This window comes from Planotetraspora sp. A-T 1434 (assembly GCF_025420585.1).
Lineage (GTDB): Bacteria > Actinomycetota > Actinomycetes > Streptosporangiales > Streptosporangiaceae > JAOEGB01.
This window is the reverse complement of the sequence record NZ_JAOEGB010000008.1, coordinates 215,117-234,885: the sequence shown is the minus strand read 5'-3', so window position 1 is coordinate 234,885 and position 19,769 is coordinate 215,117. Positions and strand designations below refer to the sequence as shown.

Annotated in this window: 15 protein-coding genes; 11 read left to right on the top strand and 4 right to left on the bottom strand. The window is 70.7% G+C overall.

The genetic code is table 11. The features are described from left to right. Window positions 1-9 precede the first annotated feature (9 nt). Window positions 10-2,286 carry a S8 family serine peptidase gene (locus N5079_RS13315; RefSeq protein ID WP_261583960.1) on the bottom strand — a complete coding sequence of 759 codons (2,277 nt, stop codon included), beginning with the start codon at window positions 2,284-2,286 and terminating at the stop codon, window positions 10-12. Window positions 2,287-2,598: 312 nt separating this feature from the next. Continuing rightward, on the bottom strand, window positions 2,599-3,231 hold the full coding sequence (locus N5079_RS13310) for a hypothetical protein (protein ID WP_261583959.1): 633 nt from the start codon (window positions 3,229-3,231) through the stop codon (window positions 2,599-2,601). 202 nt (window positions 3,232-3,433) lie between these two features. Here N5079_RS13310 and N5079_RS13305 point away from each other — a divergent pair, with 202 nt between their 5' ends. The 9 genes from N5079_RS13305 to N5079_RS13265 all read left to right on the top strand — a co-directional run bounded on the left by N5079_RS13305 (window position 3,434) and on the right by N5079_RS13265 (window position 13,092). Continuing rightward, on the top strand, window positions 3,434-4,591 hold the full coding sequence (locus N5079_RS13305; protein ID WP_261583958.1) for a hypothetical protein: 1,158 nt from the start codon (window positions 3,434-3,436) through the stop codon (window positions 4,589-4,591). A 291-nt stretch (window positions 4,592-4,882) separates the two neighbouring features. Next, window positions 4,883-5,707 (top strand): MBL fold metallo-hydrolase, encoded by an 825-nt coding sequence (locus N5079_RS13300; protein WP_261583957.1) that lies wholly within the window; start codon window positions 4,883-4,885, stop codon window positions 5,705-5,707. A 170-nt stretch (window positions 5,708-5,877) separates the two neighbouring features. Beyond that, entirely contained in the window at window positions 5,878-6,963 is a 1,086-nt protein-coding gene (locus tag N5079_RS13295) for a Dyp-type peroxidase (protein WP_261583956.1), read from the top strand. Next, window positions 6,960-7,760, top strand: coding sequence for a family 1 encapsulin nanocompartment shell protein (locus N5079_RS13290; protein ID WP_261583955.1), 801 nt, complete (start codon window positions 6,960-6,962; stop codon window positions 7,758-7,760). The genes N5079_RS13295 and N5079_RS13290 overlap by 4 nt, the downstream gene beginning before the upstream one ends. A 174-nt stretch (window positions 7,761-7,934) precedes the next feature. After that, window positions 7,935-8,618, top strand: a complete 684-nt coding sequence (locus N5079_RS13285; RefSeq protein ID WP_261583954.1) for a hypothetical protein — start codon at window positions 7,935-7,937, stop codon at window positions 8,616-8,618. A gap of 237 nt (window positions 8,619-8,855) precedes the next feature. Continuing rightward, the gene (locus tag N5079_RS13280) at window positions 8,856-9,647 is read left to right on the top strand and encodes a DUF4352 domain-containing protein (protein WP_261583953.1); all 792 of its coding nucleotides are present in this window, start codon (window positions 8,856-8,858) and stop codon (window positions 9,645-9,647) included. Between the two features lie 195 nt (window positions 9,648-9,842). Then, on the top strand, window positions 9,843-10,532 hold the full coding sequence (locus N5079_RS13275; RefSeq protein ID WP_261583952.1) for a TetR/AcrR family transcriptional regulator: 690 nt from the start codon (window positions 9,843-9,845) through the stop codon (window positions 10,530-10,532). Between the two features lie 17 nt (window positions 10,533-10,549). Further along, entirely contained in the window at window positions 10,550-11,470 is a 921-nt protein-coding gene (locus N5079_RS13270; protein WP_261583951.1) for an ABC transporter ATP-binding protein, read from the top strand. Continuing rightward, window positions 11,467-13,092, top strand: a complete 1,626-nt coding sequence (locus tag N5079_RS13265; protein WP_261583950.1) for an ABC transporter permease — start codon at window positions 11,467-11,469, stop codon at window positions 13,090-13,092. Before N5079_RS13270 ends, N5079_RS13265 begins: the two co-directional genes overlap by 4 nt. A 126-nt stretch (window positions 13,093-13,218) precedes the next feature. On the opposite strand, the gene N5079_RS13260 is transcribed toward N5079_RS13265, so the two are convergent. Both N5079_RS13260 and N5079_RS13255 read right to left on the bottom strand, forming a co-directional pair. Beyond that, window positions 13,219-13,437: a hypothetical protein gene (locus N5079_RS13260; RefSeq protein ID WP_261583949.1), complete on the bottom strand. Its 219-nt coding sequence runs from the start codon at window positions 13,435-13,437 to the stop codon at window positions 13,219-13,221. 13 nt (window positions 13,438-13,450) lie between these two features. After that, window positions 13,451-13,735 (bottom strand): hypothetical protein, encoded by a 285-nt coding sequence (locus N5079_RS13255; protein WP_410007781.1) that lies wholly within the window; start codon window positions 13,733-13,735, stop codon window positions 13,451-13,453. 472 nt (window positions 13,736-14,207) lie between these two features. Here N5079_RS13255 and N5079_RS13250 point away from each other — a divergent pair, with 472 nt between their 5' ends. Further along, window positions 14,208-17,756 carry a serine/threonine-protein kinase gene (locus N5079_RS13250; protein WP_261583948.1) on the top strand — a complete coding sequence of 1,183 codons (3,549 nt, stop codon included), beginning with the start codon at window positions 14,208-14,210 and terminating at the stop codon, window positions 17,754-17,756. Next, window positions 17,753-18,193 (top strand): globin domain-containing protein, encoded by a 441-nt coding sequence (locus tag N5079_RS13245; RefSeq protein ID WP_261583947.1) that lies wholly within the window; start codon window positions 17,753-17,755, stop codon window positions 18,191-18,193. The genes N5079_RS13250 and N5079_RS13245 overlap by 4 nt, the downstream gene beginning before the upstream one ends. The last annotated feature ends 1,576 nt before the right edge of the window (window positions 18,194-19,769 follow it).

Sequence of the window (19,769 nt, the reverse complement as noted above, 5' to 3'; positions counted from 1 at the left end):
GGCGGACCTTCAGTCGATCAGGTCGGTGCCCTGTTGGTCGATGAAGAGCCCGGCGGCGCGCATCTCCTCGGCGAGCCAGGCGAGCGGGCCTCCCGGCGGCACGCCGTTCCCGGCCACCATGCCGTCCGCCTGCACCATGCCGTCCGCCTGCACCATTCCGCCCGGCTGCACGATGCCCTGCCCACCGGCCAGGCCGTACCCGGAAACCATCCCGTACCCCGAGACCATGCCCTGTCCTGGGAGCACACCGTACTCAAAGCCCATGCCGTGCCCGGCGGCCATGCCGTACGGGAAGACCACGCCGTACCCGGGGACCACGCCGTTCGCCATCATCACGCCGTCACCGATCACCATGTTGTGCCCGGCCACCGCCCCATTCCCCGGAATCATGCCGTTGGGGGGCGCGGTGACGTTCCCGATCAGCATGCCGTTCGCGGCTCCCACCACGCCGCTCCCGGGCACGGGTTCGGCCCCGGGAAGGGGCCCGTTTCCCAGGACCGGCCCATTTCCCGAGGCAGCCCCGTACCCGGAGACAGGGCCGTGTGCGGAGGCGTAACCGTGCGCGGAGACAGGGCCGTTCCCAGAGGCGTAACCGTGTCCGTTGATCGGGCCGCTACCCGAGGACTGCCCTCCCGCGGCGGCCTGCCCCTGCCCCGGATGCGCGGCCGGAACGATCAGCCCGGCCCAGAGCATCTCGGCGGTGAGCTGGCCGAGCAGACCCTGCACCTCACCGGCTTGCGGCGCGACGTGCGCCAGCGCCGGCGCGAGGGCGAGCACCGCGTTCGGCAGGCCCGCTCCCGTGCGGTACGGGTCACCCAGGTCCAGAGCGATACAGCTCGACTTGATGATCTGGAACAGGCGGTCCACCCGGCGGGCGTCGCGCCCGCTGTAGCCGTTCCTGAAGTCGCCATGGTGCGCCAGCACGAGGGCCGCCAGACCGGAGACGTGCGGGGCGGCCATGGACGTGCCGTCCAAGGCGGCGTAGGAGTCCGGTGGAACGGCGGACAGCACGGCCACGCCGGGCGCGCAGACGTCGACCTCGGGCCCATGGCAGCTGAACCGGGCCGAGAAGTATCCCTCACCGGTCCATGGCCGCAGGATCTCCGCGGCGTGCGACGAACCGACCGGAAAGGCGTCGGCCTTGCCGATGGCCGCCACGGTGAGGACGCTCGGCAGGTTGCCGGGGAAGCCGACCGGACCGCCGTCGTTGCCCGCGGCGACGACGCAGGCCACCCCCGCGTCGCGGGCCTGGTCGATCTTGGCGGCGACGAGCTGGGAGGGACGCCTGCTTCCCAGGCTGAGGTTCACGATGTCGATCGCCTGCTCGATGCAGTAGTCGAGCGCCTCGATGAGATCGCTGAACCGGCCTCCAGGGAAGATCTTGCAGGCGTGGACCTCAGCCTCGACTGCGAAACCGACGACGCCCCGGCCGTTGTCCGCACCGCTGATGATCCCCGCGCAGGGCGAGCCGTGGGAGGTCGTGTCCACCGCCCAGCCGTCAGGGTTGCGTCCCACCAGATCGATTCCGGCCGTCACCCGGCCGAGCAGATCGGGATGGTCCGTGGCCGTCCCCGAGTCCACGATGGCGATCTTGACTCCGGTGCCGCGGAAGGTCGGAGGCAGCCGGTCGAGGCTCATCGCCTGCTGACCCCAGCCGAAGACCTGCCGGCCGGGAAAGCCCTCGAACGTGTCCGACAGCTCCGTGAGCTCGATCAGGTTGTCCCTGGTCGTCGACAGGGCCGGCCGGTCGAGCCTGCGACTCCAGTAGCCCGAGCGCGGTTTGACCACCACACCGGCGATGGACTCCGGCGTCTCCCCCACCATCGTGACCGTCGCGCGGCCGTCGGCTCCCGTCACGGCCTGGGCCGGCCAGCCGTACCCGGTGACGAACACGGTCGCCGCCGGAACCGGCTTGCCCTCGGCGTCCCGGACCAGGAAGGTGAAGGTGCTCTCGAGCCCCACAGGCAGGACGGCCGCCGCGGCCCGCCGCTTCCGGGGCGCCATGGGCACTTCGGTGCAGGTGAGCAGCCGGTCCCGTTCGATGTGCACCTGGGGCAGGCGTCGCCGCAGGTCAAGCGCGTGCTGGGCGGACATGTCCACGACCACGACGGCGGGGAACCCGTTCCCCGCCCGCGCCGGAATGAGGCGGTGCACGCGCACCTCGGGGTCGTCCTCCAGCAGCCTGTGCACGGCGCCCCCGTCGAGAGCCGGCCCGCCCACACCAATGGCCGCGAGGTACGGCTCGGGCAGCGCCGCGACCATGTAGCGCCGAGGACGGGGCTCCACAACCTGCGGTCCCTGCCGCGGTGTCTGCCTCGCCCGGTTGGGGGCGGGCGTGCGGGGCTCCTCGGTTTCGTTCCTGGGCTTCTCGTTGCTGGTCACTACCGTCTCGACTCTCCCCAGCTCACGCTGGTCTCGCTGGCCGCGCCCGCAGGCTCGACGAGGAATCGGGCTCAATCGTCACCGGCGGCCCACAGCATCGCCGGCGAACGGCGGCAAGGGGGCGAACGCCGGGCCGTCCTCCGCTTACGATCCTTCCGATCAGTACGGCAGGGGCCCGGACCGGCCACCGACCGGTCCGGGCGCTCTGTGAGCGAGTCACAGTGGTGGGCCGCTGGGCCGCCCGGCGTTGACGGCGCCGTTGCCGTCACCGCCGGTGCTCGTCCTGGCGTCGCCGCTCGTGCTGTCACCGCCGCCGCAGGCGCCGTCGACGATGCTCAGGACGAACTGGATCTGGGCCATGCACTCCTCATGCCGGCCGATCCGGTACATCTGCACCGCCTGGACGAGCAGCGGGATGACCCCGGCGATCCGCGGCGCCTGCGGGAGCGACGCCTGCAGCCAGCCGTACAGCTGCTGTAGGGTCACCGCGCACTGCGCCTGCAGCGGGCCGAGCGGCCCGGGCTGCTCGGGCTGCCCGGGCTGCCCGGGCTGCCCGGGGACCGGCCCCATCGCCGGTCCCATCGCCGCTGCCATTGCCGGTCCCATCGTGGGGCCCATCGTGGGGCCCATCGTGGGGCCCATCGTGGGGCCCATCGCCGGGCTGCCCGCCAGGCCGACCGCCGGACTCACCATCAGGCCGACCGCGGGGCCGGCCGCCGGACTCCCCGCCAGGCCGGCCCCGGGACCAAGCCCCGGACCGAGCCCCGGATTGAGCCCCGGATTGAGCCCCGGATTGAGCGCCGGACCGAGCGCCGGATTGACCGCGAGGCCAACCGCAGGGCCAGCCACGCCAGCCAGGCCAGCCAGGCCAGCCGACGGACCGGTCACCGGTCCCATGGCGGGATTGGCGTCCACGCCGGCTCCGTCCGGGATGGCACCGGGTCCCGGTGGCCGCTCACCCGTCGGGTCCACCACGCGCCTCCGCTCAGAGCCCGGCGCCGGCCGGCACCGGAGCCTGCTGATAGGCAGCCTGCTGATACGGGGCCTGCTGGTGGGCCTGGCCGACCTGCTGGGTCATCTGGCCCTGGGCGGCCGAGAACGGCTGCTGGCCGTACTGCTGCCCGAGCTGGCCATACAGCTGGCCCAGCAGACCGAGCTGCGGACCGTGCTGCTGGCCGAGCTGCCCGACCTGACCGACCTGACCGACCTGACCGACTTGGCCGGGGTGCTGGCCGTACGCCTGGGCAACCTGCGGGCCGTACATCTGGCCGACTTGCCCAAGGTGGTTGGCCTGCCCGAGCTGCCCAAGCTGGGCGAGGTGGTTGAGGTGGTTGAGCTGCGGACCGTACTGCTGGCCGATCTGACCGAGCTGCCCGACCTGACCGACCTGACCGACCTGACCGGGGTGCTGGCCGTACGCCTGGGCAACCTGCGGGCCGTACATCTGGCCGAGCTGCCCCAGTTGCTGGAGCTGCCCGTGCTGCCCGAGCTGCCCGAGCTGCCCGAGGTGGTTGACCTGCCCGAGCTGGCCAACCTGCTGCCCATACTGCTGAGCCAGGTGGTTGAGCTGCGGGCCGTACTGCTGGGCCAGGTGGTTCAGATGGCCGAGCTGACCGTACTGCTGACCGATCTGGCCGCCGTGCTGCGGGATCTGCTGGGCGACCTGCTGCTGGATCTGGTGGACGTACTGGACGTTCTCCAGGATCTGGCGGGCGGTCGGAGCGCCGTACCGGACGCCAAGGCGAGCGATCTTGGCCCAGAACGTCAGCGGGCTCACCAGGTGCTCCTGCGGGAGGATCTGCTCCTCCTGCTGAACATCGTTCACCGCGGTCGGGAACGCCGGCTGCGCGCCCATCGCCTGCTGACCCACCAACTGCGGGACCTGCATGCCCAACTGCTGCACGAGGTGCTGCGGCAGTTGCATGGCGTACTGCTGAGCCTGCTGGAGCTGAAGCTGGTGCTGGCACTGGACGTTGTCCAGGATCTGCCTGACGGCCGGAGCGCCATACCTGACGCCATACCGCGCGAGCTTGTTCCAGAAGCTCAGCGGGCTGAGCAGGTGCTCCTGAGGCAGGATCTGCTCCTCCTGCTGGATCGCCTGCCCGAGTGGCGACACCTGCTGCTGACCCGGCACCTGCGAAATCTGCTGGCCGTACGCCTGTCCCGGTTGCTGGGCGTACGGCTGGCCGACCTGCGGCTGGCCGTATGACTGAGCGAACGGCTGGGCGTAGAGCGGCGGTTGGAGAGGTTGATGCTGGGGTGCGAACTGCTGCTGAGCGGCGTATCCCACGGGGGCGGGCATGTAGGTGGGTTGCATGGCTGTGAACGTCATTGTCACTCCTTCGAGCCGGGGTAGGTCTGGCTCAGTCGCCCTTGTGATTACATAGCGTGACAAGTCAGGCACACAATGCCATGGCCGTAATGGTCTCCCCAAGCCGTTCTTGGTCAACTTGATAGGTTGTTGACGATCACCGGAAAACCACGTCAGGGGGAAAGACGCATGAACGATCTGCCCATCTGCGTGACATGCGGGGTCCAGTACGGCGCAAGCCGCGACAACTGCCCGATATGTGAGGACGAGCGGCAGTACGTCGGCTGGGACGGTCAGCGCTGGACGACCCTCAACGAGCTGCGCGAGGCCGGCCACCGAGCCAGGATCGAGGACGAGGGACCGGGAGTAGTCGGCGTCGGCACGGAGCCTCCGACCGCCATCGGCCAGCGGGCGCTGCTGGTGCGCACGCCGTCGGGCAACGTCCTGTGGGACATGGTCACCCACCTCGACGACGACGTGATCCGGCAGGTCAGGGAGCTCGGCGGGATCCGGGCCATCGCGATCAGCCACCCCCACTTCTACGGCAGCATGGTCGACTGGGCGCACGCGTTCGACGCGCCGATCTACATCCACGCCGCCGACCGGCAATGGGTGGCGCGGCATGACGACTCGGTCGTGTTCTGGGAGGGCGACACCCTGGAGATCGCGGACGGCCTCACCCTGATCAACGCCGGGGTGCACTTCGCGGGCGGACAGGTGATGCACTGGCGCGACGGCCGGGAAGGCGCCCTGTTCTCGGGGGACATCTTCCAGGTCGTGAAGGACCGCCGCTGGGTCAGCTTCATGTACAGCTATCCGAACTACATTCCCGAGCGCCCGAGGACCGTCCGGCGCGCCCTCTCGTTGCTGGAGCCGTACGCCTTCGGCCGTGTTTACGGAGCGTGGTGGCGGCACATCGTGGACACCGACGGCGCCGAGGCGGTTCGCCGTTCGTCCGACCGCTACCTGAGCTTCGCCCTGGACGACGCCGAGCCTGACCATCCGGCTGGGTGACGCCGGCAGATCTCCGTGGCAATCTCCCTGGACACCGCCAGACCGGACCTTCTCCATGAGGGACTCCGTACCGGACCAAAGGCCGAAAACCTGGTGACGATAGGGTCGGCGATGCAGCACCGCCGGCATCTCACACGGCATCTCACACGGCATCTCACAGGGGGGATCTCATGAGCCTGCCCAGCGTCGGCACGTCGCCCGACCAGGCTCTGCAGGCCGTCATCGCGCCGCTCAGCCGCAACGCGATCTTCATCATCGTGACCGTGAACCCTGACGAGGACAGTCGCGCGACCGTGCGTGACCTGTGCGCCGACCTTCCCGGGCTCGTCCGGTCGGTGTCCTTCCGCGACATCGAAGCGCGGCTGTCGTGCGTCGTCGGCTTCGGAGCCGACGCCTGGGACCGGCTGTTCGAGGTCCCCCGCCCGGCCGAGCTGCACCCGTTCCGGGAGATCCACGGCGTCCACCACGCCCCGTCGACCCCCGGCGACCTGCTGTTCCACCTGCGCGCCAAGCGGATGGACCTCTGCTTCGAGCTCGCCTCCCAGCTCCTTGACCGGATCTCCGGGGCCGTGTCCGGGGTCGACGAGGTCCACGGCTTCCGCTACTTCGACGACCGCGACCTGCTCGGCTTCGTGGACGGTACGGAGAATCCGACCGGAGGGGATGTCCCCGAGGCCGTGCTGATCGGGGAGGAAGATCCGGCGTTCGCGGGGAGCAGCTATGTCATCGTGCAGAAGTACCTGCACGACATGACCGCGTGGAACTCCCTGTCCACGGAGGCGCAGGAGCACGTCATCGGACGGACCAAGCTGACCAACATCGAGCTGGACGACACGGTGAAGCCGACCTGGGCGCACAGCGCGCTCACGACGATCACCGAGGACGGCCGCGAGATGCGGATCCTCCGTGACAACATGCCGTTCGGCAACGTCACCCAGGGCGAGTTCGGCACCTACTTCATCGGCTACGCGAAGTCGCCGGCCACGATCGAGAAGATGCTCGACAACATGTTCGTCGGCCGGCCTCCCGGCAACTACGACCGGATCCTCGACTTCTCCCGGCCGGTCACCGGATCGCTGTTCTTCGTGCCGTCCGTCCCGCTGCTGAAGAGCCTCGCCGAGGAGGACACGGCCGGAAGCGCGGCCGAGGAGGGGGCGCCCGCGACGGCGGGGCTCGCCGAGAACACCACAAGCACCACTGCGGCGAACGACGGCTCGCTGGGTGTCGGAACCTTGAAGGGAGTCCCGCAGACATGAACAACCTGCACCGCGAACTGGCGCCGATCTCGGACGCCGCCTGGGCCCAGATCGAGGAGGAGGCGAGCCGCACCTTCAAGCGTCATCTCGCCGGGCGGCGGGTCGTGGACGTCGTCGGCCCCTCGGGCCCGTCCCTGGCCGCCGTCGGGACCGGTCACCTGCGCCCGATCGACGCCCCCGCAGACGGCATCATCGCCCGGCAGCGTGACGCGGCCCACGTCGTCGAGCTGCGCCGCCCGTTCACCTTGAGCCGCGACGCGATCGACGACGTCGAGCGCGGATCGGGCGACTCCGACTGGCAGCCGGTCAAAGACGCCGCCCGCGCGATGGCCCTGGCCGAGGACCAGGCCATCTTCGAGGGCTATCTCTCCGGCGGCATCGTGGGCATCAGGCAGAGCAGCGGCGACGAGGCCCTGGCGCTGCCCGGCGACATCACGAAGTACCCGGACGCCATCGCGCAGGCCGTCAGCCGGCTCCGGATGGCCGGCGTGGACGGTCCGTACAGTGTGCTGCTGAGCGCCGACGCGTACACCGGGGTCAGCGAGACGAGCGACCACGGCTACCCGGTGCTGGAGCACATCCGGCGGATAGTAAGCGGCGACATCATCTGGGCTCCGGCGATCAGCGGCGCCATCGTGCTGACCACCCGGGGCGGCGACTTCGCGCTCCACCTCGGGCAGGACATCTCCATCGGCTACGACAGCCACACCGAGGCGGTCGTGCGGCTCTACCTGCAGGAGAGCTTCACCTTCCTGCCGCTCACGAGCGAGGCCGCCGTGGCGCTGCTCCCCCTCTGAGCGACGCTGGGATGCCGCAACGCTAGTCGTGCCTGAAAGCATGCCCTGCCGCGCGCGGCGTCCCGCGTGGCGACATTCCGTTCCCGTTCAGCCTCCAGCACAGTCGACTGACTGATCCCCGCCGGCGCGTCCGTGCCTATGGTCGGTCCATGACCTCGCCTGGATGGAGGAGCGATGAGGGATCTCGCACACAACCCCACGCTGGACCGCGCCGCCGTACCGATGGCCATCCCCCTGGGCGCGCCGGAATCGCTTGACGCCGAGCTCGTCGGTGACGGCGCGGCGCTGCTGTCCAGGGCCCTGCGACTGGGGCTTCCGGTCGCGTACGGCTTCGTGGTCCCGGCGGCGGCGATCAACGCGGAGGATTCCGGCATGCTGCCCGCACTACGGCAGGCCTGGGCGCGGACGAAGGGGCCCGTGCGCATCGCCCTGTCGGTGAGCAGCCCGTCCGGCGACGGCTTCGGCGCGGGCCCCCACTTCCACGACGGCAGCACCTGGAACGGCCTGCTCGACGGGCTGTGCGACGTCCTGCTGCACAACAACCTCGAGAATCCCTACGCCCGGTGGCGGCCATGGAGCATCGTGGTCCAGCGCGTGCCGGCCGTACACCGCTCGGTGCTGGCGATGAGCGGCCACCCGCTCAGGCGCCAACGCGGCACGAGCATCTGGACGAGCGTCCCGGAGACGGAGAACCCGGCCGAGAGCCTGGGCTGGATGGGACGCAGGCGGCTCCGCGCGCTCGCGCGCCAGACGGCCCGCACGCTGGGCCATCCGGTCGACATCGAGGTTGTCTACGACGCCCAGGGCATCGGACGGATCGTCGACTGCCGCTCCTACGGCGCCGCCCCCTGGGAGTAGCGTCGCGGTGCCTCCGGGCGCCGCCCGGCGATCCCGGGCAGCCGGGGGGCAGCAGTACGCCCTGACCCCCGGCTCACGCCTCGTCGGGAAGAAGATGCCGGAGATATCTGCCGGGAGCGGCGAAGAAGTCGCCACCGGTGGGCATCCGTAATCAGGAAACTCGCGTTATCACGAACCCCTGACGGCGCGTCATGCGTCTTACCCGACGACGAAGACCGCCGCTCCGGGAGCCAGACGATGGGACAACAGCAGGGCCCGCAAGGTTCACGCCAGTGGCCGGCAGGCCCCGGCGAGCCGCCGCCGCGCCCGGAACCGTACGGTCCCCCTTCAGGCCGGCACGGCCCCGCCGCGACGAAAGCGCGCCGCGACCCCGGGGTCCTTGTGGTCCTGGCAGGCACTGCCGTAATCGTCCTGTTCGGCGGCTACGCGGCCATCGTCGCCGTGGCGGACAACTCTGGAAGGCCGCAGGCCGTCATCGGCACCGCCCCGGCGACCACTCTTCCCGGCAGAGCGATCGGGCCAGAGGTTCGGCCATCGGTTCAGCCAAAGGTTCGGTCATCGGTTCGGCCAGAGGCCGGGCGAGAGCCGGCGAGCACGCGCCAGCCCGCCGCAGCCCTCGGCGACACCATTCCGCTCAAGGGCCTGGACCGTGCGCTCGAGGTGGCGGTGACGGTTAACAAGGTCATCATGGACGCCACCCCCAAGGACCCGTCCATGATGTCGCCAAACAACGGCGTGTTGGTCGCGGTGGAGGTCGAGCTCGACAACACGGGCGAGGTCCCCTACAGCGACACCCCCTCGGCAGGGGCCCTCCTGATCGACGACCGGGGCGTGCGGCACGGACCGGCGTTCTTCACCGATGTGCGCGAGGGGGACACATTGCAGCAGGTGACGGCCTTGGGACCTGGCAACAGCGTTTCAGGCGTCATCGTCTTCGAGACCCCGAGACGCAGGCGCCCGGCGACGTTCCAGTTCGCGCTGGACGGCGGGCTCGCCGGCCAGAAAGGCCAGTGGGCGATCAAAGAGTAAGAGACACCGACCCTCTTGGGCCTTGTTTTCGGCACCAGAGACGGCGGCTCCGGTCCTGGCCGGATCCGGAAGGCGGTCGGCGCGGAGACTTATGCCACTGACATCCACAGCGACCCTTCGCACTGGACAGTGGCTACACACGCGTGTAGCTTCCTATTCGTTCGGATAGTAAGCCATATGCACGTGTAGGGACAGGTGGCAGTGACGACGGCCGGACCGGACCCCGAAGACCTCACGGCTCGCGCTCGCATCAGGGACGCGGCGCTGCTGCACTTCGGTGAGCACGGGTTCGAGCGGGCGACGATCAGGGGGATCGCCGAGACCGCCGGTGTGTCCTCGGGCCTGGTGCGTCACCACTTCGGATCCAAGCAGGCGCTTCGCGAGGCGTGCGACGCTCACCTGGTCAAGGTGGTCCGGCGCCTCAACGACCAGGTCCGGGCCGACCCCGCGCCCGGCGACATCAATTACGTTGCCGCCTCCCGGACCGCGCTGGGGCCATACCAGCGATATCTGGCGCGGGCGCTGGCGGAGGGCTCCGCCGCGACGCTGTTCGACGAGATGGTCCAGATGACCGAGCAGTGGCTCGCCGAAGCCGACACGCGCCGTCCCGATCCTCCCGACGTCGACCGCAAGGACCGGGCGGCCGTGTTCACCGCGATGGCGCTGTCCATCACGGTCCTGCACCAGCACATATCGCGCGCCATGGGCGTCGAGGTGTTCAGCCCACAGGGGGACCTGCCGCTCGCCCGGGCCCTGATCGACGTCTACTCCCACCCGATGCTCAGCCTGGAAGACGCCTCTGTGATCCGGGCCGCTCTCGACAAGACGCAGGACGCGTCCCCCCGCACAGACCCCCACACAGACACTGGAGCCACGCTCCGCTGATTCGAGGAGCACCAACGATGACTGACGCCATCTCGGTGGCCAGGCTCGTCAAGACGTTCGGCCGGACCCGGGCGCTGGACGGTCTCGATCTCGTCGTAAGAACAGGTGAGGTTCACGGCTTCCTGGGGCCGAACGGCGCCGGCAAGACCACCACGATCCGGGTGCTCCTCGGCCTGCTGCGCGCCGACGCGGGGCAGGCGCGGGTGCTCGGCGGTGATCCCTGGCAGGACGCGGTACGGCTCCACCGCCGGCTGGCGTACGTCCCCGGCGACGTCAACCTGTGGCCCAACCTGTCCGGGGGCGAGGCCATCGACCTGTTCGGCGATCTGCGCGGCGGGCTGGACAAGGCCCGGCGCGCGGAACTGGTGGAGCGGTTCCATCTGGACCCGACGAAGCGATGCCGCACCTATTCCAAAGGCAACCGGCAGAAGGTGGCGCTGATCGCCGCGTTCGCCTCCGACGTGGAGCTGTTCATCCTGGACGAGCCGACCTCCGGGCTGGACCCGCTGATGGAGGCGGCGTTCCAGCAGACCGTCCGCGAGGTGAGCGGCAACGGCGCGACCGTGCTGCTGTCCAGCCACATCTTCTCCGAGGTGGAGGCCCTCTGCTCCAGGGTCAGCATCATCCGCGACGGGGTCACCGTCGAGTCGGGCACGCTGGAGGAGCTGCGCCACCTGACCCGGACCTCGATCGCCGTGGAGGCCTCACAGCCGATCAGCGGGCTGGCCGAGCTGCCGGGTGTGCATGACCTGGTGGCGGACACCACCCGGGCCCGGTTCGACGTGGACCCGGCGGAGCTGCCCCGCGTGCTGCGCCACCTTGCGGGCTTCGAGGTGCACACGCTGACGAGCCGGCCCCCGACGCTGGAGGAGCTCTTCATGCGCCACTACGGCGACGCGCCCGCCGCTCCCGAAGCCGCCGCGGAGGCGTCCCGGTGAGCGCCTACGCGGGCACCGGCCACCTGATCCGCCTCGCCGTACGCCGCGACCGCGTTCAGCTGCCGATCTGGATCATCGGCTCGGCCGCCGTGCTGGCGGCCGGCGCCGCCGCCGTGGCCGACGAGTTCCCGGCCGAGGCGGACCGGGTCACCGCGCTCCGGGGGGCCGGTGGGAGCCCCGCCGTCCTGCTGATGCGCGGCGCGCCGGTCGGCACCGACATCGGCGCACTGGTCAACTTCCGCAACTTCGCCTTCATGATGGTGCTCGCCGGGCTGATGAGCACCTTCGCGGTCGTACGGCACACGCGTCAGAACGAGGAGACCGGCCGAGCCGAGATGGTCGGCGCGGGCGCCGTGGGCCGGCACGCCGGACTGACCGCGGCGCTGGCCGTGACGCTCGGGGCCAACCTGCTGCTCGGCGCGGCGCTGACCGGCACCCTGCTGGGCGCCAAGCTGCCGGCGGACGGCGCGCTGGCGTTCGGCGCCGCATGCGCGGCGATCGGCATGGCGTTCGCCGGCCTCGCCGCGGTCGCCGCGCAGTTGTTCCAGAGCTCCCGCGCGGCGAACGCCTGCGCCGCCACCGCCGTCGGAGTGGCCTACCTGGTCCGCGGCATCGGCGACGCTCTCGGCGAGCGGGCGCCGGACGGCATCCAGGTGACCAGCAACTGGTTGTCCTGGCTCTCCCCCATCGGCTGGGGCATGCAGGTGCGCCCGTACGGCGGGGAGCGCTGGTGGGTCCTCGCCCTGCCCGTCGTGCTGCTCGCCGTGTGCGTGCTGGGCGCCTTCGCGCTGGTCGACCGGCGTGACCTGGGCGCCGGGCTGATCCCCGACCGGCCGGGCCCGGCGACCGGCTCGCGCGCGCTGCTGAGCCCGCTCGGGCTGGCGTGGCGGTTGCACCGCGGCTCGGCGCTCGGCTGGGTGATCGGCAGCGCGGCGTTCGGCGTGGGCATCGGCTCGCTCGGCGACGCGGTGAACGACGCCATGAGCGGCAACGCGGGCGCCACCCAGCTGATCGGCCAGCTCGCCGGCACGGCTGCCCCCGGCCTGGTGGACGTGTACTTCGCGGCGATGATGAACGTCTTCGGCGCGCTGGCGGCGGGCTTCGCCGTACAGACGCTGCTGCGGCTGCGCTCCGAGGAGGCCGGCGGGCGGGCGGAGGCCGTGCTGGCCACGGCCGTGGGCCGGGTCCGGTGGGTGGTCTCGCACCTGGCCTGCGCGGCCGGCGGCGCGGCGGCCATGCTGGTGTTCGCGGGTGCCGGAGCCGGGATCGCCGACGCCGCCGTCGGCGGTGACGAAGGGGTGATGACGCTGATCGGCGCGGGGCTGGCGCAGTTGCCGGCGGCGCTGACCGTGGCCGGGTTCGTGCTGCTGGTCTTCGGCGGACTGCCGCGGTTGCTCGTGACGCTCGCCTGGGCCGGGCTCGTGGTGAGCATCGCCTTCGGCCTGCTCGGAGACGTGCTGGGGCTGCCCCGGCAGGTGCGCGACCTGTCGCCGTTCAGCCACGTGCCGTCGATTCCGGCGGTGGACGCCACAGCCGGGCCGATCGTCGCGCTGGTGGCGGTCGCGGCGGTCCTCGCGGCGGCCGGGATGGCGCTGTTCCGGCGCCGCGACCTAGCCCCCTGACCTGGCCCCCTGACAGTACGGGTTCCCTCAGGCATCTGGAGGAGAGTCTGGCGGCGGGACGGATCCGGCCGGCACCGGAAGACCCGACCGCGCTCGAAGCTTGAGCATCCGAAGGAGGACCAGGCTCTACCTCAGCCACTCAAGGACGAAGCCTTGCTCCTCGCGGTCGTCCGGGAGCCGAGGCCCCCGCCGGAGGCGGAAGAACCGACGCGTCAGGGCGTACAGGACGATGAGGAGCGTGCCGGTAACACCAACAATGAAGGCGAGCACGCCAACGCCAACGACCAGCGGAGCGATGACCTCATAGGCCAGGCCGAAGAAGATGATCAAGTCGTTGAAGGACAAGGCGCGCTCCTCATCACACGACGCCGGCGATGACCGTGGTCACGACCTTGTGAACGGCTCCAGCCTCCGGCGGGACGCCTTTCCGGTCGGCGAACAGCAGATGCCCGGCTCCGATCAGCGTGGGAGCGAGCGTGTCGACGTCGGCATCGGCCGCGATGCGGCCCAGTTCCCGCTCGATGGTGAGGTAGGAGGCGATCATGGCCGCTGCTTCCGCGAGTATCGGGACGCCGGTCGGCCTGGCCTGGCGCAGCCGGGCGCGCAGGTCATCCCGGGAGGTGACGAGGCCGACGATCGCCACAGCGACCGACCCATGCGGGCGCGTTCGGCGACCCGGAGCAGTGGCGATTCGACTGGGAGCGGTCCTACACCCGCGACGAGTGGCTGGACCAGCTGCCCACCGTCGGCTTCCATGCTCAGCTCCCGCCGGCCAAGGTGCAGGAGGTGCTCTTGGGCATCGGCGCCGCCATCGACGCGGTGGGCGGCGGCTTCACGATGGGCTACGCCACGCTGGTGGTCACCGCGGCGCGAACCGGCGCCGCCTGACCCGCGGGGCAGCCTGCCACAGTCATCAGACGCCCTGCCCGGCCATCTGCGGGCGAAGCGGTCGCGGACGCCACGGAACTCAGCCAGAGCGCCACCGCATCGGCACGGGCCGGCACCCGGAACGCGAAGCCCCATCTGGTGAGACCTTTCGGCACCCTTTACCATCAGCCCAGTGCCGTCCCGTCGGGCAGGCGCGCTTTCCCCTTCACGTGGTGTGGCAGGTGTGCATGGACCCCCTGGCGGAATCCGATCCGAGAGAGATCGGCGGGTTCGTGCTTCAAGGGCGGCTGGGCTCCGGCGGGATGGGACGCGTCTACCTCGGCATGTCCCCCGCCGGGGAGCGGGTCGCGGTCAAGGTGATCAACGACGGGCTGCTGGACCACACGCAGATCCGCCGGCGATTCGCCGCCGAGGTCCAGGCGCTCAAGACCGTGTTCGGCCCCCGCGTCGCGGCCCTGGTCGCCGCCGACCCCCTGGCGGCGCGCCCCTGGCTGGCGGTGGAGTACGTGCCGGGCACCACGCTGAGCCAGTACGTGGCAGGCGACGGTCCGCTCGAACCGGCGCTCGCCGCGATCCTCGGAGCCACGCTTGCCGAAGGGCTGGCTACGATCCACACCGCGGGCCTCCTACACCGCGACCTCAAGCCGCACAACATCATCATGGGCGCCGAGGGGCCTATGATCATCGACTTCGGGCTGGCCGTCCTCGCCGAGCGCAGACACGCGATGACCGAGACCGGCGTGCTGGTGGGCACCCTGGTCTGCATGTCGCCGGAGCAGGCCAGCGGAGTGCGGGAGCTCACGGCGGCCACCGACGTGTACGCGCTGGGCGCCACGCTGGCCTACACCCTCACCGGCCGCTACCCGTATGAAGCGGACAACGTCGCCGCACTGGTCTACCGGATCATCTCTCCGGAAGTGCCGCCCGACCTCACCGGCGTGTCCCCCGAGTTGAAGAGCCTGCTGGAGGCCATGCTCGCGGTCGATCCGGCGGCCCGGCCCGGTCTGACCGAGGTAACCCGGCGCCTGGTCGGGGCCGTCTCCGCGGCCGGCCTGACCGTCACCGAGGCCCGCTCGCGCCTGGTGGCCGCCGCCACCACTTACATGGCACCGGCCTCGCCGTACCCGGAGCCCGAGCAGGCGGCGCGGCGGGAGGTCGCCCCCTCCGACGGGCGCCCCACTGAGCTGGACCGCTCCAGCCTGGCGCTGCGCTGGCCCTTCGTGGGGCGGCGGGCGGAGCTGGAGCAGCTCGACGACATCCTCGCCTCGGCGAACTGCAACGCCGTGCTCGTGACCGGTCCCTCCGGCGTGGGCAAGAGCCGGCTCGCGGAGGAGTTCCTCGCGCATGCCAGGGCCCGGGGGCACGCCGTCGCGCACGTCACAGCGACAGCGAGCGCCTCGGTCGTTCCCCTGTCGGCGCTCGGTCCGGTCCTGCCCGCCGGGCTCGACCTGACCGACCCGCACCGGATCTTCGACGCCGTCAAGGCCAGGATCGACGCGGCCGTAGCCTCGGGTCGTTTCGTCCTGGCGGTGGACGACATCGACCTGCTCGACGCCACCTCGCTGGCGTTGCTGGCCTACCTTCTCGCCGGCTCGCGGCTGTTCCTCGTCGCCACCAAACGCACTGAGGCCGTCACCCCGGACGCGCTGGAGGCGCTGTGGCGCAAGGGCAGCGCCCTGCGGGTCGAGATCCAGTCCCTCGACCGGCAGGGGTCCGACACGCTGCTCCATCTGGCGCTCGGCGGCCCCGTCGCCGCCCCGGCGGCGCACGCGCTGTGGGAGGCCAGCCAGGGCAACCTGCTGTACCTGCGCGAGCTCGTGCTGAACGCACAGGCGGACGGCGCGCTCGATGACGCCGACGGCGTGTGGCGTCTGCGTCGCCCCCTGGTGGCAGGCGCGGGGATGAACGACCTCGTCTCCCAGCGCCTCAAGGAACTGAGCCAGACGGAGCGCGCGAGCGTGGAGCTGCTCGCCCTGTGCCAGCCCCTCGGCCTCGACGACCTGCTCGCCCACACCCCGATCGAGGTGCTGACCCGGCTGGAGAACCTCGGGCTGATCGCGTTGCGCGAGGAGGGCCGCCGGCAGGAGGTCACGCTGGCCCATCCCCTGCACGCGAGAGCCGTACGGGAGTCGCTGCCGCGCCTGCGCGCGCGCTCGCTGCTGCTCGACCAGGTGAGCCGGGTCGAGGCGTACGGCGCACGGCGGCAGGCCGACCCGCTGCTGCTCGCCTCGTGGCGGCTGGACGCCACCGGAACCGCCGATCCCGAGCTGCTGATCCGCGCCGCGCTGCTCGCGCGGTACACGCACGACGTCGTACGGGCGGAGCGGCTGTCTCGGGCGGCGCTGCGGCACGGGCCCGACTGCCGTGCGGCGGTGTGCCTGGGCGAGTCCCTCGGGGAGCTGGGCCGCTTCGCGGAGGCGGAGGAGCAGCTGCGGGCGGCGACCGAGTACGCCCGTGGGGAGGACCTGGAGGCCGTCGCCGTCAGCCGGGCCATGAACCTGTTCTACGGGCTCGGCCGGGCTCGGGACGCCCTCGCATCGCTTCGCGCCGCGGCCCTGGCTGTAGGGCGGACGCCGGGGCTGGCGGCGGTCGAGGCGATGGTGCTCGCCGCGGATGGGAGGCCGGCTGAGGCGCTGGCCGCGGCGGGTGAGAAGGAGCCGCGCAATCGGCGGCATCTCGTGCTGTGGCTTCGGGCCCGGACGCACGCCCTGCTCGACGGCGGCCGGGTCGACGAGGCCGCCGAGCTGGGACAGCGGGCCTATGACGAGCATCGGCTGCTCCACGACCACACGAACGTCTCACATCCGGCGGGCGCGCTGATCACCGTCGCCGGCGCGCTGCTGGAGCAGGGCGCGATTGCCGAGGCCGAGCAGGCCGTACGGCTCGCTCAGGACAAGGCGCTCGACGACGAGGTGGGTTCGCTCGCCATGTGGTTACCGTGGCAGCTCGGCAGGATCGAGCTCGCGCGTGGGCGCCCTGCCGTCGCCGAGAAGCAGTTCCGCGAAGGGCTCAGCCAGGCGCGGGCAGGCGGCCAGCCCGTCGCCGAGCGGCTGCACCTCGCCGGGCTGCTGCTGGCTGCCGCATGGTCGGGCCGCACGGCCGGGCCGGAGATCTCCGCGCGGCTGGCGGAGCTTGACGGCCTGCCGTTCCGGCACCACGACGTCGACCGGGCCCAGGCCTGGGCCAAGGCCGCCGCGGGAAGCCTCCCGGAGGCACGCGCCCACCTCAGGGACGCGGCCCGCCGGTATCTCGCCACCGGCCAGGTGACGGCCGCCGCCGCGCTCCTCCACGACGTGGTGCGGCTCGGAGAGGCGGTCCCGTGGCTCCCAGCCATGCAGGGGCCGTACGCCGCGGTCCGGGTCGCGCACGCGGAGGCGCTCGGCCGGCGGGATCCGGAGGGCCTCGCCGCGGCGGGGTGGCGTTTCCATGCTCTGGGCGCGAACCTGCTCGCCGCGGAAGCCCTCACCGCCGCGGCAGGGCACGCCGGTCACCGCACGGCGGCCAGGCACATGCTGGCCGTGGCCGAGCTGCTGGAGAGGTGCGAGGGGGCGCGTACGCCCGGGATCGTGACTCCGGAAGGAGTCACTACCCTGAACGGCCGCGAACGGCAGGTGGCCAAGCTGGCCGCCCACGGACAGACCGGCCCGCAGATCGCCCGGAGCCTCGTGATCCCGGTCGACACGGTCGAGGGCGATCTGCGCAACGTGTACGCCAAACTGGGGGTCGATGGGGCCGCCGAGCTCTCCGCCCTGGTCCGACAGGAGGTCTGTACATGACGCCGGAGCAGATCGCGCTCGTGACAGGAGCCGTCGCGGCCCTCCGGCCCCGGATGGACGAGGTCGCCGACGACTTCTACTCCCGCCTGTTCGAGCGTCATCCGGAACTGCGGGAGCTGTTCTCTACGGACATGTCGCTGCAGCGGCGCAAGTTCGCCGACGAGCTGGAGATGATCGTCTTCGCGATCCCCGATTTCGGGTCGTTCCTCGAGCGGGCGCGCCAGCTCGGCGCACGGCACGCCACGTACGGCGTGCGGGTCGCGGATTACACCCGGGTCCGCGACGTGCTGTTCGAGGCCATCGCCGACGGTCTCGGGGATGGCTGGACGGACGAGACGAGGGCCGCCTGGCACAGCGCATACAACCTGATCACCGAGGCGATGCTCCTGGGCGGCGCGGCACCCGCCACCACGGGCCGCGTGCGGGGCCGCGAGTAGCCAATCAGGCGACCCGGCGGTCGCGGCGACATCCGATCGACAGCGACCATAGCCCGGGGGCGCCATCCTGGTCGCCGCCACGATTTGCACAGCGCAATGCTGGAGATCCGCATGGTCTGCTACGCGACCTCGCCGATCGGATCCCCGTACCGTTGCACGCCCGCATATTTGGCTTTATCACGATCGGCCCGGATTTGAGGCCCAGCCGGAGGCACGTAGTTTGCAGGTGTGCGTTTCTTACGTCGGGTCATCGTGTCGCTCGCTGCACTCGTCCTTACCGCACTTGCCGTGGTGACTGATCCAGGGCAAGTAGTAGCGGCTCTGTTCGGCAGGCGGAGAGGACAGGGGCGACATGCGAGCGGAGGCGGAATAACGGACCATCGTCCGGAGAGCACCGAAGGACCGCGAAGCAGTTGAGGCCTGTGGTCGGCGCCAGGGCCGGAGCGGCGGCGCGTTACGGGTCGGCGACTTGCTTGGATATGTGGTGGCTGGCGTGTGGCGCGCAGCGTGCGGACGACATCGCAGGGGGTACGGCAGCGCGGCGCGCCGCCGCTTGACCTCTACGAGAGTGATTCGGCAGACATAGCGGTCCATCATGAGATGCCACGATCACGGACGGGCTTGACTCGGAGGAGTCGGGCTGCTGGACTTGCCTGGGTCGTGGCGGGCGGGAAGATCAGGCCCTACCCCAGCCCTTACGGACCAACTCTTGCTCGTGGCGATCATCCCGGAGCCGAGACCCCCGCCGGAGGCGAAAAGTTCTTGCGGTTGGGGTTACGCCGTCCGATGATGGCTTTGCAGCTGATCACCAATGTTCCTGTAGCTCAACTGGATAGAGCGGCCCAAAACGCAGGGGTGTCATGCCAGAGGGTTGCGGATGCACCGGGACCGGGCCTGTGCGGGTAACCGTACGGGTTGGGGAACCTTAGCCCCCGGCAGGGAAGCGCGTTTTCCTCACCTGGCTACGTTGATGCGGGTTCGAGTCCCGTCAGGAACACTGCGATGTTCATCTCGAGTGGGTGACCAGCGTGATCGTGCGATTCCCATAAGCGCAATTCGGCAGACTTCGTTGAGGGTCTTCTCGTCGTGGGCGAGCCTGGCCAGGGGGTACCGGCAGAGGGCATGACCGATCATCGCGGAGGCGAGGCCCCCGCCGGAGGCGCTGTTTTGCCGCCTTGATCTCGCTCAGGGAGACTTTCGGGCAGGAGGCGACCATGTTGGCTGTGGCTTCAAATGACCTCAAGGACGCTCCGATCCCTGTGATTGTCTCCGTGATCGTGATCGGCGCGGCGTTGTTGGTCTGGGCCGTCGCGGCGATCCGCCGCTTACGGCACTTGCGAAGACGGGCCTACCAAACGACAGGATCGGTCATACGGAGGGAAGGCCTCGGAGCGCTTCGAGTCGTGTACGTAAGCCTGGATGGGCGGGAGCACGAGGCTGTCGTCTCCACCGGTACGGGGTAGGGGTTACGCGAATGGGCGGGGCGGCAGATGCCGTTGTTGGTCGATCCAGAGAATCCGAGTGAGCCTGTTGAGATGTCACCGTTGGGTGAGGGGACCTTTCAGGTGGGTGTCTT